20 protein-coding genes are annotated in these 18,718 nt (G+C 40.2%); 15 read left to right on the top strand and 5 right to left on the bottom strand.

The window, feature by feature from the left end:
• Nucleotides 1-16 precede the first annotated feature (16 nt).
• Nucleotides 17-637: a transcriptional repressor LexA gene (gene lexA, locus ERX37_RS03135; RefSeq protein ID WP_133429180.1), complete on the bottom strand. Its 621-nt coding sequence runs from the start codon at nucleotides 635-637 to the stop codon at nucleotides 17-19.
• Between the two features lie 142 nt (nucleotides 638-779).
• Between lexA and ERX37_RS03130 the strand changes: the two genes are divergently transcribed.
• The 6 genes from ERX37_RS03130 to ERX37_RS03105 all read left to right on the top strand — a co-directional run bounded on the left by ERX37_RS03130 (nucleotide 780) and on the right by ERX37_RS03105 (nucleotide 4,946).
• Nucleotides 780-998, top strand: coding sequence for a hypothetical protein (locus tag ERX37_RS03130; protein WP_133429179.1), 219 nt, complete (start codon nucleotides 780-782; stop codon nucleotides 996-998).
• A 105-nt stretch (nucleotides 999-1,103) separates the two neighbouring features.
• Entirely contained in the window at nucleotides 1,104-1,340 is a 237-nt protein-coding gene (locus tag ERX37_RS03125) for a DUF896 domain-containing protein (protein ID WP_133429178.1), read from the top strand.
• Nucleotides 1,341-1,364: 24 nt separating this feature from the next.
• Complete coding sequence (gene tkt, locus ERX37_RS03120; protein WP_133429177.1) at nucleotides 1,365-3,347, top strand: transketolase; 1,983 nt, start codon at nucleotides 1,365-1,367, stop codon at nucleotides 3,345-3,347.
• A gap of 101 nt (nucleotides 3,348-3,448) precedes the next feature.
• A complete protein-coding gene (locus tag ERX37_RS03115; RefSeq protein WP_133429663.1) occupies nucleotides 3,449-3,679 on the top strand; it encodes a YneF family protein in 231 nt (76 codons plus the stop codon).
• Between the two features lie 108 nt (nucleotides 3,680-3,787).
• Entirely contained in the window at nucleotides 3,788-4,471 is a 684-nt protein-coding gene (locus ERX37_RS03110) for a cytochrome c biogenesis CcdA family protein (RefSeq protein ID WP_133429176.1), read from the top strand.
• Between the two features lies 1 nt (nucleotide 4,472).
• Nucleotides 4,473-4,946 (top strand): CcdC family protein, encoded by a 474-nt coding sequence (locus ERX37_RS03105; RefSeq protein ID WP_133429175.1) that lies wholly within the window; start codon nucleotides 4,473-4,475, stop codon nucleotides 4,944-4,946.
• A gap of 16 nt (nucleotides 4,947-4,962) precedes the next feature.
• Here ERX37_RS03105 and ERX37_RS03100 read toward each other — a convergent pair whose 3' ends face one another.
• A complete protein-coding gene (locus ERX37_RS03100; RefSeq protein ID WP_229713175.1) occupies nucleotides 4,963-5,439 on the bottom strand; it encodes a DUF2621 family protein in 477 nt (158 codons plus the stop codon).
• A gap of 101 nt (nucleotides 5,440-5,540) precedes the next feature.
• Here ERX37_RS03100 and ERX37_RS03095 point away from each other — a divergent pair, with 101 nt between their 5' ends.
• The 5 genes from ERX37_RS03095 (at nucleotide 5,541) to ERX37_RS03075 (ending at nucleotide 10,776) form a co-directional block, all read left to right on the top strand.
• The gene (locus ERX37_RS03095) at nucleotides 5,541-5,744 is read left to right on the top strand and encodes a DUF1659 domain-containing protein (protein ID WP_133429173.1); all 204 of its coding nucleotides are present in this window, start codon (nucleotides 5,541-5,543) and stop codon (nucleotides 5,742-5,744) included.
• A 33-nt stretch (nucleotides 5,745-5,777) separates the two neighbouring features.
• The gene (locus ERX37_RS03090) at nucleotides 5,778-5,996 is read left to right on the top strand and encodes a DUF2922 domain-containing protein (protein WP_165981957.1); all 219 of its coding nucleotides are present in this window, start codon (nucleotides 5,778-5,780) and stop codon (nucleotides 5,994-5,996) included.
• Nucleotides 5,997-6,071: 75 nt separating this feature from the next.
• A complete protein-coding gene (locus ERX37_RS03085; protein WP_133429171.1) occupies nucleotides 6,072-7,187 on the top strand; it encodes an exonuclease SbcCD subunit D in 1,116 nt (371 codons plus the stop codon).
• Entirely contained in the window at nucleotides 7,174-10,083 is a 2,910-nt protein-coding gene (locus ERX37_RS03080; RefSeq protein WP_133429170.1) for an AAA family ATPase, read from the top strand. The genes ERX37_RS03085 and ERX37_RS03080 overlap by 14 nt, the downstream gene beginning before the upstream one ends.
• Before the next feature lie 81 nt (nucleotides 10,084-10,164).
• Nucleotides 10,165-10,776, top strand: coding sequence for an SCO family protein (locus ERX37_RS03075; protein ID WP_133429169.1), 612 nt, complete (start codon nucleotides 10,165-10,167; stop codon nucleotides 10,774-10,776).
• Nucleotides 10,777-10,813: 37 nt separating this feature from the next.
• Here ERX37_RS03075 and mscL read toward each other — a convergent pair whose 3' ends face one another.
• Entirely contained in the window at nucleotides 10,814-11,182 is a 369-nt protein-coding gene (gene mscL, locus ERX37_RS03070; RefSeq protein ID WP_133429168.1) for a large conductance mechanosensitive channel protein MscL, read from the bottom strand.
• Between the two features lie 161 nt (nucleotides 11,183-11,343).
• Between mscL and ERX37_RS03065 the strand changes: the two genes are divergently transcribed.
• From ERX37_RS03065 to ERX37_RS03050, 4 genes are all read left to right on the top strand, one after another.
• Nucleotides 11,344-12,870, top strand: a complete 1,527-nt coding sequence (locus ERX37_RS03065) for a glycine betaine uptake BCCT transporter (protein ID WP_133429167.1) — start codon at nucleotides 11,344-11,346, stop codon at nucleotides 12,868-12,870.
• A gap of 92 nt (nucleotides 12,871-12,962) precedes the next feature.
• Nucleotides 12,963-14,279 (top strand): TrkH family potassium uptake protein, encoded by a 1,317-nt coding sequence (locus tag ERX37_RS03060; protein WP_133429166.1) that lies wholly within the window; start codon nucleotides 12,963-12,965, stop codon nucleotides 14,277-14,279.
• Between the two features lie 153 nt (nucleotides 14,280-14,432).
• Complete coding sequence (gene acnA / locus ERX37_RS03055) at nucleotides 14,433-17,138, top strand: aconitate hydratase AcnA (RefSeq protein ID WP_133429165.1); 2,706 nt, start codon at nucleotides 14,433-14,435, stop codon at nucleotides 17,136-17,138.
• 59 nt (nucleotides 17,139-17,197) lie between these two features.
• Nucleotides 17,198-17,617 (top strand): acyl-CoA thioesterase, encoded by a 420-nt coding sequence (locus ERX37_RS03050; protein WP_133429164.1) that lies wholly within the window; start codon nucleotides 17,198-17,200, stop codon nucleotides 17,615-17,617.
• A 28-nt stretch (nucleotides 17,618-17,645) separates the two neighbouring features.
• On the opposite strand, the gene ERX37_RS03045 is transcribed toward ERX37_RS03050, so the two are convergent.
• Together ERX37_RS03045 and plsY are read right to left on the bottom strand one after the other, a co-directional pair.
• Nucleotides 17,646-17,924: a HesB/YadR/YfhF family protein gene (locus ERX37_RS03045; RefSeq protein ID WP_133429163.1), complete on the bottom strand. Its 279-nt coding sequence runs from the start codon at nucleotides 17,922-17,924 to the stop codon at nucleotides 17,646-17,648.
• 6 nt (nucleotides 17,925-17,930) lie between these two features.
• A complete protein-coding gene (gene plsY, locus ERX37_RS03040; RefSeq protein ID WP_133429162.1) occupies nucleotides 17,931-18,512 on the bottom strand; it encodes a glycerol-3-phosphate 1-O-acyltransferase PlsY in 582 nt (193 codons plus the stop codon).
• Nucleotides 18,513-18,718: the final 206 nt, after the last annotated feature.

The following is an 18,718-nucleotide window of genomic DNA, read 5'->3' as shown; positions in this document are numbered from 1 at the left end:
GACTCTTTTTAAATGGTTAAAATTCGCGGAACAGGCCGACTACTTTTCCTAATACAGTGACTTTATCAAGATAGATAGGTGACATTGAAGAATTTTCAGGCTGCAGACGATAGCGATTACTTTCTTTATAGAAACGCTTGACTGTTGCTTCGTCTTCTTCAGTCATCGCTACGATAATATCTCCATTCTCTGCGATTGATTGGCGTCTTACAATGACTTTATCCCGGTCAAGGATACCAGCTTCTATCATACTTTCTCCTACAACTTCCAGAATAAAGATGTCGCTGTTATGGCTGGAAGTGAAATGAGAAGGCAGTGGAAAATACTGTTCTACATTTTCAACTGCAGTGATGGGCAGTCCTGCTGTCACTTTACCTACAATCGGCACCATGATCGTTTCTTCTAATAAAGCAGAAGCAGGTGTCGTATTGACGATTTCTATTGCACGGGGTTTAGTCGGGTCACGTTTAATATAGCCTTTTTCTTCAAGCCTTGATAAATGGCCATGAACGGTGGAGCTGGAAGCGAGTCCGACTGCTTCACCGATTTCTCTTACACTGGGTGGATAACCTTTAGTTGATACAATATGCTGTAAATATTCATATATTTCTTGTTGTCTTTTAGTTAATTCTTTCATGAGAACACTCCTTAGTGTTTGTTCTAACAGTATTATAGCATATTTGTTCGGGTCTAACAAACGTTTGTTCGTATAGTTATTGACAACGAACAAACGTTCTGTTATTCTTTAAATACAAACAAATGTTCCGGAGGGAAATAACATGACTATCAGACTTTCTAAAGACTTTTTAATGTATTTATTCTTCTTTTTAATGATGGGTACCTTTGGCATTATATATATGGCTCAATCAAATGCACTTTATGAAAAACCGCTTGTTAACTCTGTCGGTCAATCCACCAACACAGAGAATACGACTGTACAAAATACGAACGCGCATTCCGCCACCATGAATGGAGAAGTGTTGGGTATTGTCCGGTGATATCTACGTCTGACTTCTGTCAGACGTTTTTTTATTGTTCAAAAGCGCTACAGTTGGAATTAAGCGCATACTTCTGATATCTTAATAAATGAAAGGGTGAGATAGATGTTAGAAGAACATAAGTTGAAAAGATTAAATGAGCTCTCTAATAAGAAAAAGTCATCAGGATTATCGGAGGAGGAGGGCAAGGAACAAACAAGCCTTCGTGCTGAATATCTTTCAAACTTCCGGAACAGCTTTAAGAAGACAATTGAAAATACTAAAGTTCTGGACCCTGATGGCAGCGATGTAACACCTGAAAAATTAAAAGAGATTCAACGACAGAACAATCTGAGAGATTAATAATTTGAATGGAGTTGTATAACAATGACGAACGACCAACTTGCAATAGATACATTACGTGCTTTAAGCATCGACCAGATTGAAAAAGCGAAATCAGGACATCCTGGTTTACCGATGGGTGCAGCTCCAATGGCTTATACACTTTGGACGAGACACCTTAGATTTAATCCGAGTTCAAAATTCTTCTTCGACCGTGACCGTTTCGTTCTTTCGGCAGGTCACGGTTCGGCGCTCCTGTACTCATTACTGCATGTTTCAGGGGCACTCGAACTAGAGGAACTAAAACAATTCCGTCAATGGGAATCAAAAACACCTGGACATCCAGAGTTCAACCATACAGACGGTGTCGATATTACGACTGGCCCTCTTGGGCAAGGTTTTGCGATGAGTGTCGGTATGGCAATGGCAGAAAAACATCTGGCTGCTAAATATAATAAAGAAGAAAATCAGATTGTCGATCATTTTACTTATGTGCTCGTTTCTGATGGCGATTTGATGGAAGGCATCTCTCACGAAGCTGCGTCTCTAGCAGGTCACCTGAAATTAAATAAGTTAATTGCTTTATATGACTCCAACGATATTTCACTGGATGGCGATTTAGATAAAGCTTTCTCTGAACAGATAAAAGGACGTTTTGAATCATACGGCTGGCAGCATATCCTCATTGAAGATGGTAACGATATCGAAGCGATTGATAAAGCGATAAACCAGGCTAAATCAGCTGACCGTCCCACAATGATTGAAGTGAAAACAGTAATCGGCTACGGGGCACCTAATAAACAGGGAACAAATGGCGTACATGGTTCACCACTGGGCGCTGATGAACGTAAACTTGCACTTGAGAATTACGGACTGGATCCTGAACAGACTTTCCACGTGCCGGAAGAAGTGTATGAAATCTTCCGGAATACGATGCTAAAACGTGCGAATGAGAAAGAAGCAGCATGGCACGAAAGGTTAAAAGAATATAAAGCGCAATATCCGGAACTTGGTGAAGAGCTGCAGGCGGCGATTGATAATCGCTTGAGCGATCATTACGCAGATGAATTGCCTCACTTTGAGGTCGGTACGGAAGATGCGACACGTAATACGTCCAGCCAGGTGTTGCAGTCATTATCACAATCTGTACCTCAGCTGTTCGGTGGTTCTGCTGATTTAGCTTCTTCAAATAAATCTAATATTAAAGAAGAAACGGACTTTTCGGCTGATACACCAGAAGGGCGCAATATCTGGTTCGGTGTCCGCGAATTTGCAATGGGTGCCATGATTAATGGTATGGCAGCGCACGGCGGTGTAAAACCTTATGGAGCTACTTTCTTTGTCTTTAGTGACTACTTGAAGCCTGCACTTCGTCTGGCGGCTCTGATGGGAGTGCCATCAACATACATCTTTACACATGATTCAATTGCAGTAGGTGAAGATGGACCGACACATGAACCAATTGAGCAGTTAGCAGGTCTCCGTGCAATGCCATATCTCAATCTTTTCCGTCCAGCTGATGGTAATGAAACACGTGTAGCATGGAAAATAGCGATGGAATCTAAAAAAGATCCAACAGCACTTGTCTTAACACGTCAGAACCTGCCTGCACTCGATGTAGCAGAGGATGTGCTGGAAGACGGCGTACGCCGCGGTGGTTATATTGTCTATCAGTCAGAACAACCTGAATACCTTATTGTTGCAACGGGCTCAGAAGTGTCACTTGCTGTTGAAGCAGGTAAGATGCTTGAAGCACAAGGCAAAGGTGTACAAGTGGTGTCCATGCCTAACCTCAATATGTTTGACAGACAGGACGCAGATTATAAGGCAGAAGTACTGCCACGCGAACTGACAAAGCGTATTGCGATTGAAATGGGTGCAACAGATGGCTGGTATAAATATGTCGGACTTGATGGTCTCGTCATAGGTATCGACCGATTTGGTGCGAGTGCGCCTGGTGATGTCGTTATGGAGAAATACGGCTTCACTAAAGAAAATGTCGTTAAAGAAATATTGAGTCATTTTTAATACTGCCTATCATACTACCGGGTGACCGGTAGTATTTTTGTGGTTGATTAATGGCTTTTATTCTAGTAAAATTTGAGAAGAATGAGAAAGTGGGTGAAAGAATGGAAACTTGGATCTGGATTTTATTAATTATTCTTGCAGCAGCAGCAGGGGCAGCAGCTGGTTTTTACTTTGCACGTAAATATATGATGGATTATTTAAAGAAAAACCCGCCCATTAATGAAGAAATGTTACGTATGATGATGATGCAGATGGGTCAGAAACCCTCTCAGAAAAAAATCAATCAGATGATGACAATGATGAATAAAAACATGAATCAGAATTTGAAATAACTTGAACTCTTATCCTTTGGATAAGAGTTTTTTGTCATCAACTGTTCAAATATGCATCTTTATTCGGCAGCTAATTTTGCTAATATAGAAAGGAATGGAGTGATTTTTATGGGTGATGTTACAATGGCGCTGGCTTTTGGAGCTGGGCTTCTCAGTTTTATATCGCCGTGCGTGCTGCCGATTTATCCGGCCTTTCTTTCTTATATTACAGGTGTTTCTTTTGATGAATTACAGGAAGGACAGATTAATCGTAAGGCGATATTACATACATTGCTGTTTCTTATCGGTTTTTCAATCGTCTATATCTCTTTTGGTGTCGGTATTGGGTTTGTCAGTTCATTTCTACAGGACTATAATGACACCATTAGAATGGTTGGTGGCTTATTGATGGTGGTTTTCGGTCTGATAACGCTCGGACTGTTCAAGCCTGAGTTTCTGATGGCAGACAAAAAAATCAGTTTCAAAAATCGACCAGGCGGTTATTTAGGTTCTCTCATTATCGGGATTGCTTTTGCCGCAGGATGGACGCCTTGTATGGGACCTATAGTAGGTTCAATCATATCGCTAGCATTGTCGAATCAATCATTGGCGCTATTCTATATGATTTTATATGTTCTAGGTTTCTGTATTCCTTTTTTCTTATTGACGTTCTTCATCACGAAGCTGAAATTCATCAGAATGTATAGTCAGACACTGATGAAAGTAGGTGGCGCCATCATGATTATTATGGGACTGCTGCTGTTTTTTGATTTATTAGTTGAAATTACAAGATTATTCAACTGGGGGATTTAATATGTACGTCATATTCTCAATGATTGTTGCAGTGTGCATGGGACTTATCGTTATTGTGGTAAGAATGAAAGCACAGAAGTATCCGACAAATGTAAAAAAGATTATTCTGCCGCCGGTCTTTATGTCTACCGGGGCATTGATGTATGTCGTTCCTTATTTCAGATTAACACCTATGGAAATTCTGGAGGCTGTTATTGTCGGCATGTTTTTCTCTCTGTTTCTTATTTATACATCTAATTTTGAAGTGAATGCCGGCAAGATCTATATGAAACGCTCTAAATTGTTTCCTGTCATTTTAATTACATTACTGGTCATCCGTTCTGTTATGAAATATTTTCTCAGCAGTACGATTCATCCAGGTGAGCTGGCCGGTATGTTCTTCCTGCTGGCGTTCAGCATGATAGTGCCGTGGCGTATTGCAATGTACCTCAAATATAAAAAAATTGAACAGAACTTAAATAAGACAGTCCAATGATGTTTATTGGACTGTCTTATTTTTTTGCAACTTCACTATGGTCAAAGATTGAAAACTTCTTCTTCTCATCATCCGCATATTCAAAATATTTTATATAGGGTGTGTAGTCAATATTCAGTTCATTGAGTTTTTTCTTCATAAATCCGTGATCCCGTTTAGGTGTTGCAATAATATAACCCCGCATCATATGATCAAGTTCAATTTTATCCGCTTTTTCATCGAGCGCGATTTTAGAGATACGTCCTGCAATTCGTTCTTTCGCTACATCTCTGAATAACTCAGGCACCGGCGATACTAGTTCATTCAATAGATCACGACTATCCTGCTGCCAAAGTGGTAGTGCCTCGTTAATATAGTAATCCTGCCAGTCAAGTTCACTGCGACCATCCTCTTTCGGCATCCGCTTCAGAAACTTTCTGAACATAAAAAACCCTCCGATTGCCAGTAAACCGATGAAAATAACGGTCCAGATAAAAATAAAGTACATAAACATATCGTTCAATCCATTCACCTCCTCATCATTATAAAAAATAAAACGGCTTGTGTCTAATCGCTTTCCTTCTATCGATATATAGAGTGAAAGGAGGTGAGGATATGTTAAAGGAACTGACACTTAATCTGACATTCGTTGCAGCAGTGGATGACAAAGGAAAAGAAACTAAGAAAACACGTCGTTTCAGTCAGGTCAGACTTGATCTGACTGATGCACAGGCACTTGAACTTAAAGGCTTAATTAGTGAACTGACAGGCGAAGATTACATCAGTGCTGAACTGACTGAACTGAAGTTAGTGAAGTAATGATGAAAAATGCTAAGAAAGGAGGCCTATGCGATGAAAACATTACAAATGACATTTGCAACTGATTTCGGTAAGAATTATCAGTTCTCAATTGCCAATCCTAAAGAAGAAATTACTGCACAGACTGTGGAGAACGTGATGCAGACCATTATCGACAGACAATATTTTGAAACACCTGCAGGACGTCCCGTTGCTATTAAAAGTGCTAAGATTGTAGACCGAGTTGAAAGCATTATTCTGAAGAAAGATTAGTATGATCTTCATCTACCTTTTTGACATGACCTTAGCAGGTCATGTTTTTTGTTATAATGTTTTTGAGGTGAAAAAATGAAAATTATGCATATTGCAGATTTACATATCGGACGAACAATTAATCAGCATCCGCTACTTGCTGATCAATCATATATGCTCGATCAGCTGATTAAGGAAGTAGACCATCAGCAGATTGAATTAGTCATCATAGCGGGTGATATTTACGACCGCACATTACCGTCGAAGGAAGCGGTCCAACTTTTTGAGAGTTTTATCCATCAACTCAATATCGAAAGAAAACTGCCTGTACTTGCTGTCAGTGGCAATCATGACGGCGCCAGTCGTCTGGGCTATGGTAAAGAGTGGTTCAGAACGCATCAGTTTTATTTAAGTACCGCTATTGAAGATTGTTTTAAGCCGGTCACTCTGAAAGAAATTGACTTTTATCTGTTGCCTTATATTGAACCTGCTGAGGCCAAAATTTATTTTAATGATGACACCATTCAGACGCATAAAGAAAGTTACGAAAAAATAGTGGAAGAGATAAATGCTCAGAAAAATAGTGGACGAAAATCTGTTATCGTCAGCCATCTGTTCATCCAGGGAGGACAGGAAAGCGATTCCGAGAGACCTTTGTCAATGGGTGCTGTCGAATTTGTGCCCCAATCTGTTTTTAAGGGATTTGATTACGTCGCACTAGGTCATTTACATCATCCTTTTGCTATACAATCTGATACCATTTTTTATAGTGGCAGTCTGCTGAAGTATTCCTTTTCTGAAGCCTCACAGCCAAAAGGCTATCGCCTGGTCACGATAGATGAGGGGGTAAAAAGTATTTTCATGCCCCTCAAGCCTCTTAGAGATCTGCAAGTCATTGAAGGAGATTACGCAGCGATGATCGACAACCACCAGTCGATTGAATCTGAACATTACTATCAGTTTATATTGCATAATATGCGGCATATTAAGGATCCGATGACGCGACTTAAGGCGGTTTATCCCAATTTATTAGAACTGAGATATGCAGAAGATAGTAAAGCTGATAAAGAAATAAAAGTGGAAGTTGATGAACGCTCAGATATAGAAATTATTGAACAGTTTGCGATGAATATGACAGATGAACCCTTAACTCATAATCAGCAACAGATTATCGCACGTTTGTTGAAGGAGGTGCAGCATGAGACCTATTAAACTAGAACTTAAAAACTTTGGCCCTTTCATTAATGAAACCATTCATTTTGATGAACTGAATCAGCAGCAGCTGTTTCTCATCAGCGGTCGGACAGGCTCAGGAAAAACCATTTTATTTGATGCGATGACGTATGCACTATACGGCGAAGCTTCTACGAAAGACCGAGATAAAAATGCGCTTCGCAGTCAATTTGCAGCAAGTGATGAGGTTTCAAGTGTGACTTTTACCTTCAAGGTGAGAGGCGCGACTTATGTAGCAGAACGACAGCTCCCTTATAAGAAGCCGGGCAATAAAAACTTAACTGATACGAAGTTTCAGCTAAAAGATATCACGTCAGATGACAAGCTCCTTGCCGCAAGACCATCAGAGGGAAAGCAGGCAGTGCTTGATATTATGAAAGTTGATGCCAATCAATTCAGACAGATTCTGATACTCCCGCAAGGCGAATTCAAGCGTTTTCTCGTCTCTTCGAGCAGTCAGAAACAGCCTGTACTCAGAACATTGTTCAGCACAGACCGCTTCAGGCAGCTTGAGGAGAAGTTAACAGCAGAAACTAAAGAACTGGATGCAACGGTGCAGAAGATGGAAAACCAGATATATATGCACCTGGAACAGTTGAAAATTGACGCTGATGTCACTGGTTCAATAGAACTGCAACTCTCACATTATAAAAACGAACAAATTAACCTGCTGGCTGAACTTAGTCACTTATCTTCTGATTTAACAGCGCTCAGAACAAAAGAGAAGGAACAGCAGGTCAATGTGGAAACAGCTCGTCAGTTAGAAGACTGGTATAAAGAAGCTGCACAGCTTGAACAAGAAAGAGACGAACTGAAAGCACAGGAGAAAGTCATCAATCAGAAGAAAGAACAGCTGCTTAAATATCAAGTGTTGGAACGGCTGGCAGAGATGAATAACCAGCTGATAAAACTCAAACAAAAATCAACTGACTGGACAGCTGAACTGGATAGTCTGACTCATCAATCAGCTGAGCAGTCTGCACAGTTGGAACAGCATAAAGAGACACTCAGTCAGCTTAAAGTACAGGATGAAGCTATCTGTCAAGCTATAACGGCTCGTGATAATCTCAGACATTATATAAACGATGACGACTGGCGGCACCTTAAAGAAAAACTAAATACTGAAAAGAACAGCTGCACGGAATTAACAGCCAATTTGGCAGCGAGTCAAGTCTCTTCAAGTGAAGAATTATATGAACAGCTGCAGCAATCTCATAAACAGAGACAGCAGCTGTCTGAAACGCTTCAGAATCTTCAGCTCCAGTATTCAACTGTGCAGTCTGACATTAAAAATAAAGAACAGCATAATGAAAAAGTGGCTGAACGTCATCAATATGAGGAAGAGCTCAAAACTATAACTATTGATGACCGTGCATCATATGCTGCAGAAGTATTTGTAGTGAGACAGCACGTCCACGTAGGTGATCAATGTCCTGTCTGTCAACAGCTCATACACACACTGCCAGATGCTCAGGATGAAGCGGAAGCCTTAAAGGAACAGCAGCAATATAAAGAACAGCTTCGTAAAAAAATCCGACTTGAAAGTCTGATTGAACAGCTGCAGCATATGACATTAATCGATGTAAGTGACGACAAAGAAAAATTACAGCAGCTGCAGAATGATATCGATAAGTTGAAAGAGACTCAAAGAGGAGTAGACGAATCAACAGCAGCATTTGAAAAAGAGTATCAGGCTGCACTGACCAGTCAGAAATCATATGCTGAACTGAAGGCTGCAGTTCAGCAGTCAGAACGGGAAGTTCTTTATCTTGAAGACAGATGGAAAAAATTTGTTCTGGATACTGGTTTTCAAACATTTAACGACTTTGAACAGTCATTTGAACAACGTGAGCAGCAAATCAACGCGTATCAAAAACAAGTATCTGAGCTGGAAAGACAGATCAATCAAGAAGAGAATGGTCTGAAGGTCAAGCAGAGTGAGAGGTCAAGACTGCATGATTTGATATCAGATGAGAAAGCAGAAGCAGAAGTGACTGAGAAGAAACTGAGCGATGAACTGCAGAAGTATCATCTGACAGCAGATGATCTGGCTGATGAAATTGATGGCATGCGAAGTGAAACACTTCAGAAAGAAATTGAAATTTATAAGCAGTCTGTGCATGGCGTGGAAGTGAAACTTGACTCTCTTAAAAGTAATATAGCGGGTCGTGACTTAATGAAGACGGCTGTGCTTGAAGAACAGCTTGTACAATTAAAACAAAATCTTAATGACAAACAGGAGAAGGAAACCACACTTAAAATCAGATGTGAGGATAACCAGCAGTTGCTTAACCAGATTTCTGCTCTTTATGAGGATTACTTGGCGCAAGTGGACTCACAAAAAGAGCTGCTTGATCTCTCACGTTTACTGGGCGGGAAAAATCAGCATCACTTGACGCTTGAAAACTATGTCCTTGCTTATTATCTGGATCAGACATTGAAGCTGTCTAATCTAAGATTGAGTGATATGACTCATCATCGTTATCAGTTCAGAAGAAAACAGACTAAATCTCAAGGGTACAGCGGGCTGGATATCGAAATTTTTGATCATTATTCCAATCAAGTTCGAGATATAACGACATTATCAGGTGGCGAAACGTTCCTTGCTTCACTTTCACTGGCACTCGGTTTAAGTGATTATGTGACACAGCTGTCAGGGGGCATCAGTCTGGAATCAGTCTTTATCGATGAAGGATTTGGTACTCTTGATAATGAGACACTGGAGACTGCTATTGAATGTTTAGTTGAACTTGAGCGAAGCGGTAAAATGGTCGGCTTGATTTCTCACGTCGCGATGTTAAAAGATAGAATTCCAGCTATTTTACATGTCGAAAGCAGCGGTTATTTGAGCACCACACATTTTTCAGTTAAATAAATGTTGAACTTTAGTCATAAATTAAGGCATATATCGATTTTTCACTATGGTATATTAACTATATCTATTAGGAGGTCAGCTATGAAAAAGTTATTTATGTTACTGAGTATTATCTTTATTTTGAGCGCGTGCAGTAATTCAAGACTGGAACCAAAGCCAAGCTATGGCAACCAGCTGACTGAATTCAAAGCAACAGATGAAGAAGGAAAGGTGTTCTCTTCTAAAGATATGAAAGGTAAAGTCTGGTTAGCAGATTTTATTTTTACGAACTGTGAGACAGTATGTCCGCCGATGACATTCAATATGACACAAGTTGTCGACCAGCTTGAAAAAGAAGGAGTTAAGGACTACGGTATTATCAGTTTCAGCGTTGATCCTAAGCATGATACACCTGCAAAATTAAAAGCTTATTCAGAGCAGTATGGTGCGAAAACTGATCATTGGAAACTTGTCACTAACTATGACGAAAAATTTATCCGTCAGTTCGGTGAAGAGAATTTCAAGACGATTGCAGTACCGCCTACAGCAGGTAATGATCAAGCTACTCATGGTACTTCGTTCTATCTGATTGATCAGAACGGCACAGTTATCAAGGATTACATCGGTAAAGATACAGGAGATCAGAAATTTCCGAAAGCGGAGATTGTTGAAGATGTTAAGACGATGATCAAAGAAGGTCCATACAAAAAATAATACCGCGCTGCACTTGATGTGCAGGCGGTATTTTTTGTTAAATATTTTTATTGCGAAGTAAGTCACGGATTTCAGTAAGAAGTACTGTGTTTTCTTCGACTGTTTCTTCTTTAGGCTGCGCGCGTGTCAACTTGTTCAGTACTTTGACGAACAGGAAGATAGAAGCGGCAATGATTAAGAAATCGATAATTGATTGAATGAAGACACCGTATTTAATACCCATATAAGCCCAGTCTTTTGCAAAGTCCGTTTTACCACCGAAAACAAGTGCGATGATTGGCATGATGATGTTGTCAACTAATGCTGAAACAATTTTACTGAATGCAGCACCGATAACAACGGCAACAGCTAATTCAAGTACGTTCCCTTTAATAGCAAATTCTTTAAATTCTTTTAATAATGACATGTATAGTCACCTCCTGATTTAACTAGTGTACACGTTTTTTTTGTAAATTAAAATACCTTTTGAGTCATTTATTACATTTGCTCTAAAATCCGGGGAGGTTGATACTTTACACCATTTACGTTATGATGAGTTGTGTTTTAAATAATGAAAGGAGATTTTATATGCCAAAAGCAAAAGTAACAAAAGTATTTTATATCGCACTTGCACTTGTTGCCGTTACTGTGCTGATTGGGGCAGTGCTACCTGAGCAGTTCGAAACAGTGACAGGCAATATCAATCAATTTATCACTGAAAAGTTCGGCTGGTACTATGTGATGATTTCAACTTTCATGGTACTATTCTGTGTGTTTCTTATCTTGAGTCCTATCGGTAAACTGACACTGGGTAAGCCGGGTGATAAACCTGAATTCAGTACAGTGTCATGGTTTGCGATGTTGTTCAGTGCAGGGATGGGGATTGGTCTTGTATTCTGGGGTGCTTCAGAGCCACTGAGTCATTACCTTGCGCCACCGACTGCAAAACCAGAAACTGATGAGGCATTCCGTGAGGCTCTTCGTTCAACATTCTTCCACTGGGGATTCCATGCATGGGCTATTTACGGCATTGTTGCGCTCGGACTTGCATACTTCCAGTTCCGTAAAGGTGAACCAGGTCTGATTTCTCGTACGTTACGTCCTATACTCGGAAATCGCGTTGACGGTATGATTGGAACTATTATTGATGTACTTGCAGTATTTGCAACTGTTGTCGGGGTTGCAGTATCCCTTGGGATGGGTGCTCAGCAGATCAATGGTGGTTTACATTATCTTTTTGGTATCCCGAATACATTCTGGGTCAAAGTCATCATCGTCATCATCGTTACAATTCTTTTCCTGATGAGCGCGTGGTCAGGTCTATCAAAAGGGATTCAATATTTAAGTAACTTGAATCTTATCTTTGCAGGATTATTATTATTCGCAGTATTATTCGTCGGACCGACGATTCTGATTATGAATATGTTCTCTACTTCAGTAGGTAATCTTCTTGAAAACTTTGTTTATATGAGTTTTGACGTTGCGCCTCTTAATGAAGTGAAAAAAGATTGGATGAGCAGCTGGACGATTTACTACTGGGGCTGGTGGATGAGCTGGAGCCCATTTGTGGGTATCTTTATCGCTCGTGTCTCTAAAGGCCGTACAGTACGTGAATTTTTACTCGGCGTATTACTGGTTCCAGCACTACTCAGCTTCTTCTGGTTCAGTGTATTCGGTACAACAGCGATTGAAACAGTTAAAAAGGTCCCTGGAATTGGTGAGATGGTTGTTGAAACACAATTATTTGCCATTTTCAATGAGATGCCTATGGGAATTGGACTGTCACTCTTAGCACTTTTACTGATTTGTACATTCTTTGTTACATCTGCTGACTCAGCAACATTCGTATTGGGTATGCAGTCAACACATGGTTCATTGAATCCATCTAATAAAATTAAAGTCATCTGGGGTCTTGCACAATCACTTATTGCGCTTGTACTCATTTATGCAGGTGGCCTTAACGCATTACAAAGTGCGGCCATTATTGTGGCATTCCCGTTCTCATTCGTATTATTAGGTATGATGTTCGCTTTCTATAAAGATGCGAACAAAGAACGATTGCATTTAGGATTAACGTTGACACCGCATAAACGTTTCCGCAGAAAAGAAGAATAGTATATTCGCGACGAATCCAGCTGGATTCGTCTTTTTTTGTTGATTAATTCGCTCATTAGATGATAATAGAAAATGAATAGGAGGAAACGACCATAAAAAAGAAAAAATTTAATCCTTATATTATTATCTTATTGTCTTTTGTTATCACATTATTAATAGGGACATTGCTCTTATGTTTGCCCATCTCTCAGAAGTCACCTGTTGCCTTGATTGATCACTTCTTTATTGCCACAAGTGCTTTTACCGTAACTGGACTTTCTACCATTGATATAACAGCTGACTATACTTATTTCGGTCTGACCATCATTATGTTACTTATACAAATTGGAGGACTTGGTATTGTGACGCTTGGTATGGTCATCTTTATTTTGATTGGTCGTAAAGTAGGTCTGAAGAACCGGTTTTTAATCAGTGAAGCACTCAATCAGACAAGTATTGGGGGTATATTAAGGCTTGTTAAAATTGTGCTGTTTATTAGTCTTATGTTTGAAGGTGCAGGCACCTTTTTACTTTCAATAGAATGGGTACCGGAGTATGGTCTATTGGAAGGTTTTTACCGCAGTCTCTTTACATCTGTCAGTGCCTTTAATAATGCTGGATTTGCACTGAACAGCGATAATATGGTGTCCTATCAGACGAATCCAGCCGTCAATTTTATTGTTACTACACTTATTATATTAGGTGGTCTTGGCTTCACGGTCTTTATCGACTTGTATAACAAGAAGACTTTTACGGCTCTGCGCGTCCATACTAAAATAATGCTGATAGGAACATTGATTATCAATACTGTTGCTACTGCCCTCATTTTTCTGCTTGAAATGAATAACATGAAGACACTGGGTGGTCATCATTACTTCGATCAGTTTCAGATGGCATACTTTCAGGCTATTACGACCCGCACCGCAGGCTTTAATTCTATCGATATCGGCTCCATGAACACAGATTCACTTCTATTGATGATGCTATTGATGTTCATTGGTGGGGGCTCCACTTCAGTGGCAGGAGGTATTAAGCTGACGACGGCAGCCATGATACTGTTCGGTACATTGTCCTATATCAAAGGTCAGGAAGAAATCAATATTTTCCGCCGGGCTATTGAATTTAAATTTCTGCTGAGAAGTTTTGCTATCGTTGTGCTCAGTTCAGCCATTATTTTCATCATTACATTTCTTCTTGTGCAGGTTGAACCAGAATTACCTTTTCTCTCTCTTTTTTTTGAGGTGGTATCTGCCTTCGGTACTGTCGGACTGACGATGGGCATCACAGCAAAGCTTTCTTTACTGGGTAAGTTACTGATTATTTTAATGATGATGATCGGTAAAATAGGCGTGCTGACTATCGTCTTTACCTTCTCGAAACCTAAGAAGCAGCACTATCATTATCCTAAACAGGATATACTGACTGGTTAAACTAAAGTGTTCTCATAGCGAGAACACTTTTTATATAAGTAAAACTTATGATTGTATATTTGATATTTAAATTTTGATAATATTTACTTCTCACTTTAGATTGATTAAAATAAATATGTAAAGAGAGTTTAATGATCAATAGGGGGAACTAATATGAATTCGAATCTTCAGCAAGCTTCAAAGCAGACATTTGAACTGAATGGTAAGTCTTATACGTTCTACAGTATTCAATCACTGGAAGAACTGGGGCTAGGGGAAATCAAGAAGCTGCCATACTCAATCCGTGTTTTACTGGAATCAGTATTGCGCCAGTTTGATGGCCGTGTCATCACAGAAGAGCATATCAAGCATCTCGTGAAATGGAGTAAGAAGAATGATGCAAATGCAGAAGTCCCTTTTAAGCCGTCTCGCGTTATTCTGCAGGACTTCACGGGTGTACCTGCCGTTGTTGATTTAGCGTCGCTTCGTAAGGCAATGGACGATGTCGGAGGGGACGTCACGAAGATTAATCCTGAAGTGCCCGTGGATCTCGTTATCGACCATTCTGTACAAGTTGATCAATACGGAAACGAATCAGCATTACAACGCAATGTTGAACTTGAGTTTGCACGTAACAAGGAACGTTATCAGTTTCTGAACTGGGCGACTAAGGCATTTGATAACTACCGTGCTGTGCCACCAGCTACCGGCATTGTACACCAGGTCAATCTGGAATATTTAGCAAATGTTGTGCATGTTCGTGAGATTGACGGTGAACAAGTAGCGTTTCCAGATACTCTCGTAGGAACGGACTCACATACTACTATGATTAATGGTATCGGCGTACTTGGATGGGGCGTCGGTGGTATTGAAGCAGAGGCGGGTATGCTCGGACAGCCGTCTTATTTCCCGATTCCAGAAGTAGTGGGCGTTAAGCTGACTGGACAATTACCTGAAGGGACGACGGCAACAGATCTTGCATTACGCGTGACACAGGAACTTCGTAAAAAAGGTGTTGTCGGCAAGTTTGTCGAGTTCTTCGGTCCAGGTGTAGAGAAGTTACCGCTTGCAGACCGTGCAACGATTGCTAATATGGCCCCTGAATACGGTGCAACATGTGGTTTCTTCCCGGTTGATGAAGAAGCACTTCAATACTTAAGACTGACTGGTCGTGATGATTCTCATATTCAGGTTGTAAAAGAATATTTAGTGAAGAATAATATGTTCTTTACTGTTGATCAGCCTGAACCGACTTACACGGACATCGTTAAACTAGATCTCTCTTCTGTTGAAGCGTCACTATCAGGTCCAAAAAGACCACAGGATTTAATTAAACTGAGTGATATGCAGAAAGCATTCGTCAAATCTGTTACGGCACCAGCAGGTAATCAGGGCCATGGCTTTGATAAAGATGAATTTGATAAAGAGGCAGTCATTAATTTTGCTGACGGTCAACAAAGTAAAATGAAGACAGGCGATATTGCTATTGCAGCAATTACGTCATGTACGAATACATCTAACCCTTATGTGATGCTCGGAGCAGGGCTTGTCGCTAAAAAGGCTGTCGAAAAAGGCTTAAAGGTTCCTGAGTTTGTGAAAACATCTCTTGCACCAGGCTCTAAAGTCGTGACAGGTTATCTTGAAGCGAGTGGCTTGCAGAATTATCTTGATGAGCTTGGCTTTAACACAGTCGGTTATGGCTGTACGACTTGTATCGGTAACTCTGGACCATTATTACCAGAGATTGAAGAAGCGATTTCAAGAGAAGACTTACTTGTTACATCTGTTTTATCAGGTAACCGTAACTTTGAAGGACGTATTCACCCACTTGTTAAAGCTAATTATCTGGCCTCACCACAGCTCGTTGTCGCCTATGCGCTTGCGGGTACAGTAGATATCGACCTGCAGAATGATCCGCTAGGTCAGGGACAGGATGGACAGGATGTCTTCCTGAAAGATATTTGGCCATCTATCGATGAAGTCAGCTCAGCTGTGCAATCAGTTGTGACACCAGAGCTTTTCCGTAAAGAATATGAGTCGGTCTTTGAATCAAATGAATTATGGAATAAGATTGAATCAACAGATCAGCCATTATATGACTTTGATCCTAACTCCACTTATATTCAGAATCCAACATTCTTCCAGGGATTATCTAAGGAACCGGGTGCGATTCAGCCACTTAATGACCTGCGTGTGATGGGGAAATTCGGCGATTCAGTGACGACAGACCATATTTCACCTGCAGGCGCTATCGGTAAGGATACTCCGGCAGGACAGTATTTAAGAAATCATGGTGTGGATATTCGTGACTTCAATTCATATGGTTCTAGACGAGGTAACCATGAAGTCATGATGAGAGGTACGTTTGCCAATATTCGTATTAAGAACCAGATCGCACCAGGCACTGAAGGTGGTTATACAACATACTGGCCGACTGGTGAAGTGATGCCGATCTTCGATGCAGCGATGAAATACCAGCAGGATGGTACAGGGCTTGCGGTCCTCGCTGGTCATGACTACGGTATGGGATCATCACGTGACTGGGCTGCTAAAGGGACAAACCTGCTCGGTGTTAAAACTGTTATTGCTCAGAGTTATGAGCGTATTCACCGCTCTAATCTTGTCATGATGGGCGTGTTACCTTTACAGTTTATGAAAGGTGAATCAGCTGAGGCACTGGGACTGACAGGAAAGGAATCCATTTCTATTGATATCAGTGATGCTATCAGACCACGTGATATCGTTCACGTAACAGCTATTAAAGAGGATGGTTCTGAAGTTGAATTTGATGCACTTGCTCGCTTTGATTCAGAAGTTGAGATTGATTACTATCGTCATGGCGGTATTCTCCAGATGGTGCTTCGTAACAAACTAGCGTAATGAACAGGCTGCATCAGCAGCCTGTTTTTTTGTTATAATGTCAGATGAGGAGTGAGAAGATGTATACAACTGAGACTGAAATTGTCGTTAGATATGCAGAAACAGATAAGATGGGAGTCGTCTATCATGCCAATTATCTCATCTGGTGTGAGGTCGCACGAACGGATTTTATTCAAAAAGCAGGATTCAGCTATGCAGATATGGAAAAGGAGGGAGTTATTTCTCCTGTACTGAACATTAATTTAAATTATAGACATTCAGTCACCTATCCCGAAAAAGTGGTTGTTAAAAGCTGGATTGAATCCTATTCAAAATTAAGAACAGTGTATGGCTATGAAATTATCAGGGAAGATGGTTCAATTGCTGCAGACGGCACTTCCACACATGTTTTACTGAAAAAAGGATCGGACAGACCGATTAGACTCGATCGCTATTTTCCTGACTGGCATGAGAAATATATGTCGCTTTATGAACAATAAAAAGCACCACGTCCATTAGGACGTGGTGCTAATTTGAATAACTGATTTCGTCATTGTTTAAAGTGACATTTAAAGTATCATCTTCGAAATACCATGTATCAGTAGCATCTACAAAATAAGTAAGTCCATTGACGGTCTCATTGTAGCTGTCACGTGGCAGGGGTTCTACTGTAAAGGCGATACCAAAGCCCTGTTTAAGCTGGAAATCACCTCCGTACCGAGGATAGAATTTGATGGCCATATTGTCGGCAGGATTAAGTTCTTCGTGGAACCATTGCTGAGCTTGTTCATCAATGTTAATTTTCATATCATATCACATCCATTTGATTTTAGGTTCTTCGTGGTTCATTATACGGTTAATATTGCTGCGATGTCTAACGATAACGATCACCATGATAACAAATGAGATGACAGTAACTATCCAGTCACTGAATGCAATGGCTGCAATAAAATTAATGATACTGGCAATGATGCTGGCAAGAGATACATATTTATAAGCGTACAGTACGCTGAAAAATGTGATAGCCGTGATGATGAAAAGAAGTGGATTGACTGCCAGCACAACACCAGCTGATGTGGCCACTGCTTTACCGCCTTTAAATTTCAGGAAGATTGAAAAGACATGGCCGAGTACAGCGAATAGGCCGACAAGTATACCATGAACATCGCTATGAAAAAGAATAGGGAGCAGGGCGCCGATAACACCTTTTGCCATATCGAGCAGCGTGACAACGATGCCTGCCTGACGCCCAAGTACTCTGAACGTATTGGTGGCACCTAGATTACCACTGCCATAATTTCTAATATCTTTATTGAAGAAAGTTTTACCGATAATAAGTCCGGGAGAAATACTTCCTATTAAATAAGCTAGAACAAACATCATGATGATAGACATACAAGCACTCCTTTTAACAGCAGGTACTAATAGTTTACCATAGAGCGCATGAGTAGACATTATTTAAAAAGAATAATTTCTTTCTATATAAAATTAAAATAACTTAATTATGTAAACTAATAATAAAACTTGATTTTTTAAAAGAAATATAGAACAATAATGATTGTATAAATTTTTAACGAACATATGTTTGTAGGAGGAACCGA

Origin of the sequence: Macrococcus hajekii, from assembly GCF_004359505.1 — a bacterium.
GTDB classification, from domain to species: Bacteria; Bacillota; Bacilli; order Staphylococcales; family Staphylococcaceae; genus Macrococcus; species Macrococcus hajekii.
The sequence above is the reverse complement of the archived record's forward strand: the minus strand, read 5'-3'. Positions and strand labels throughout refer to the sequence as shown.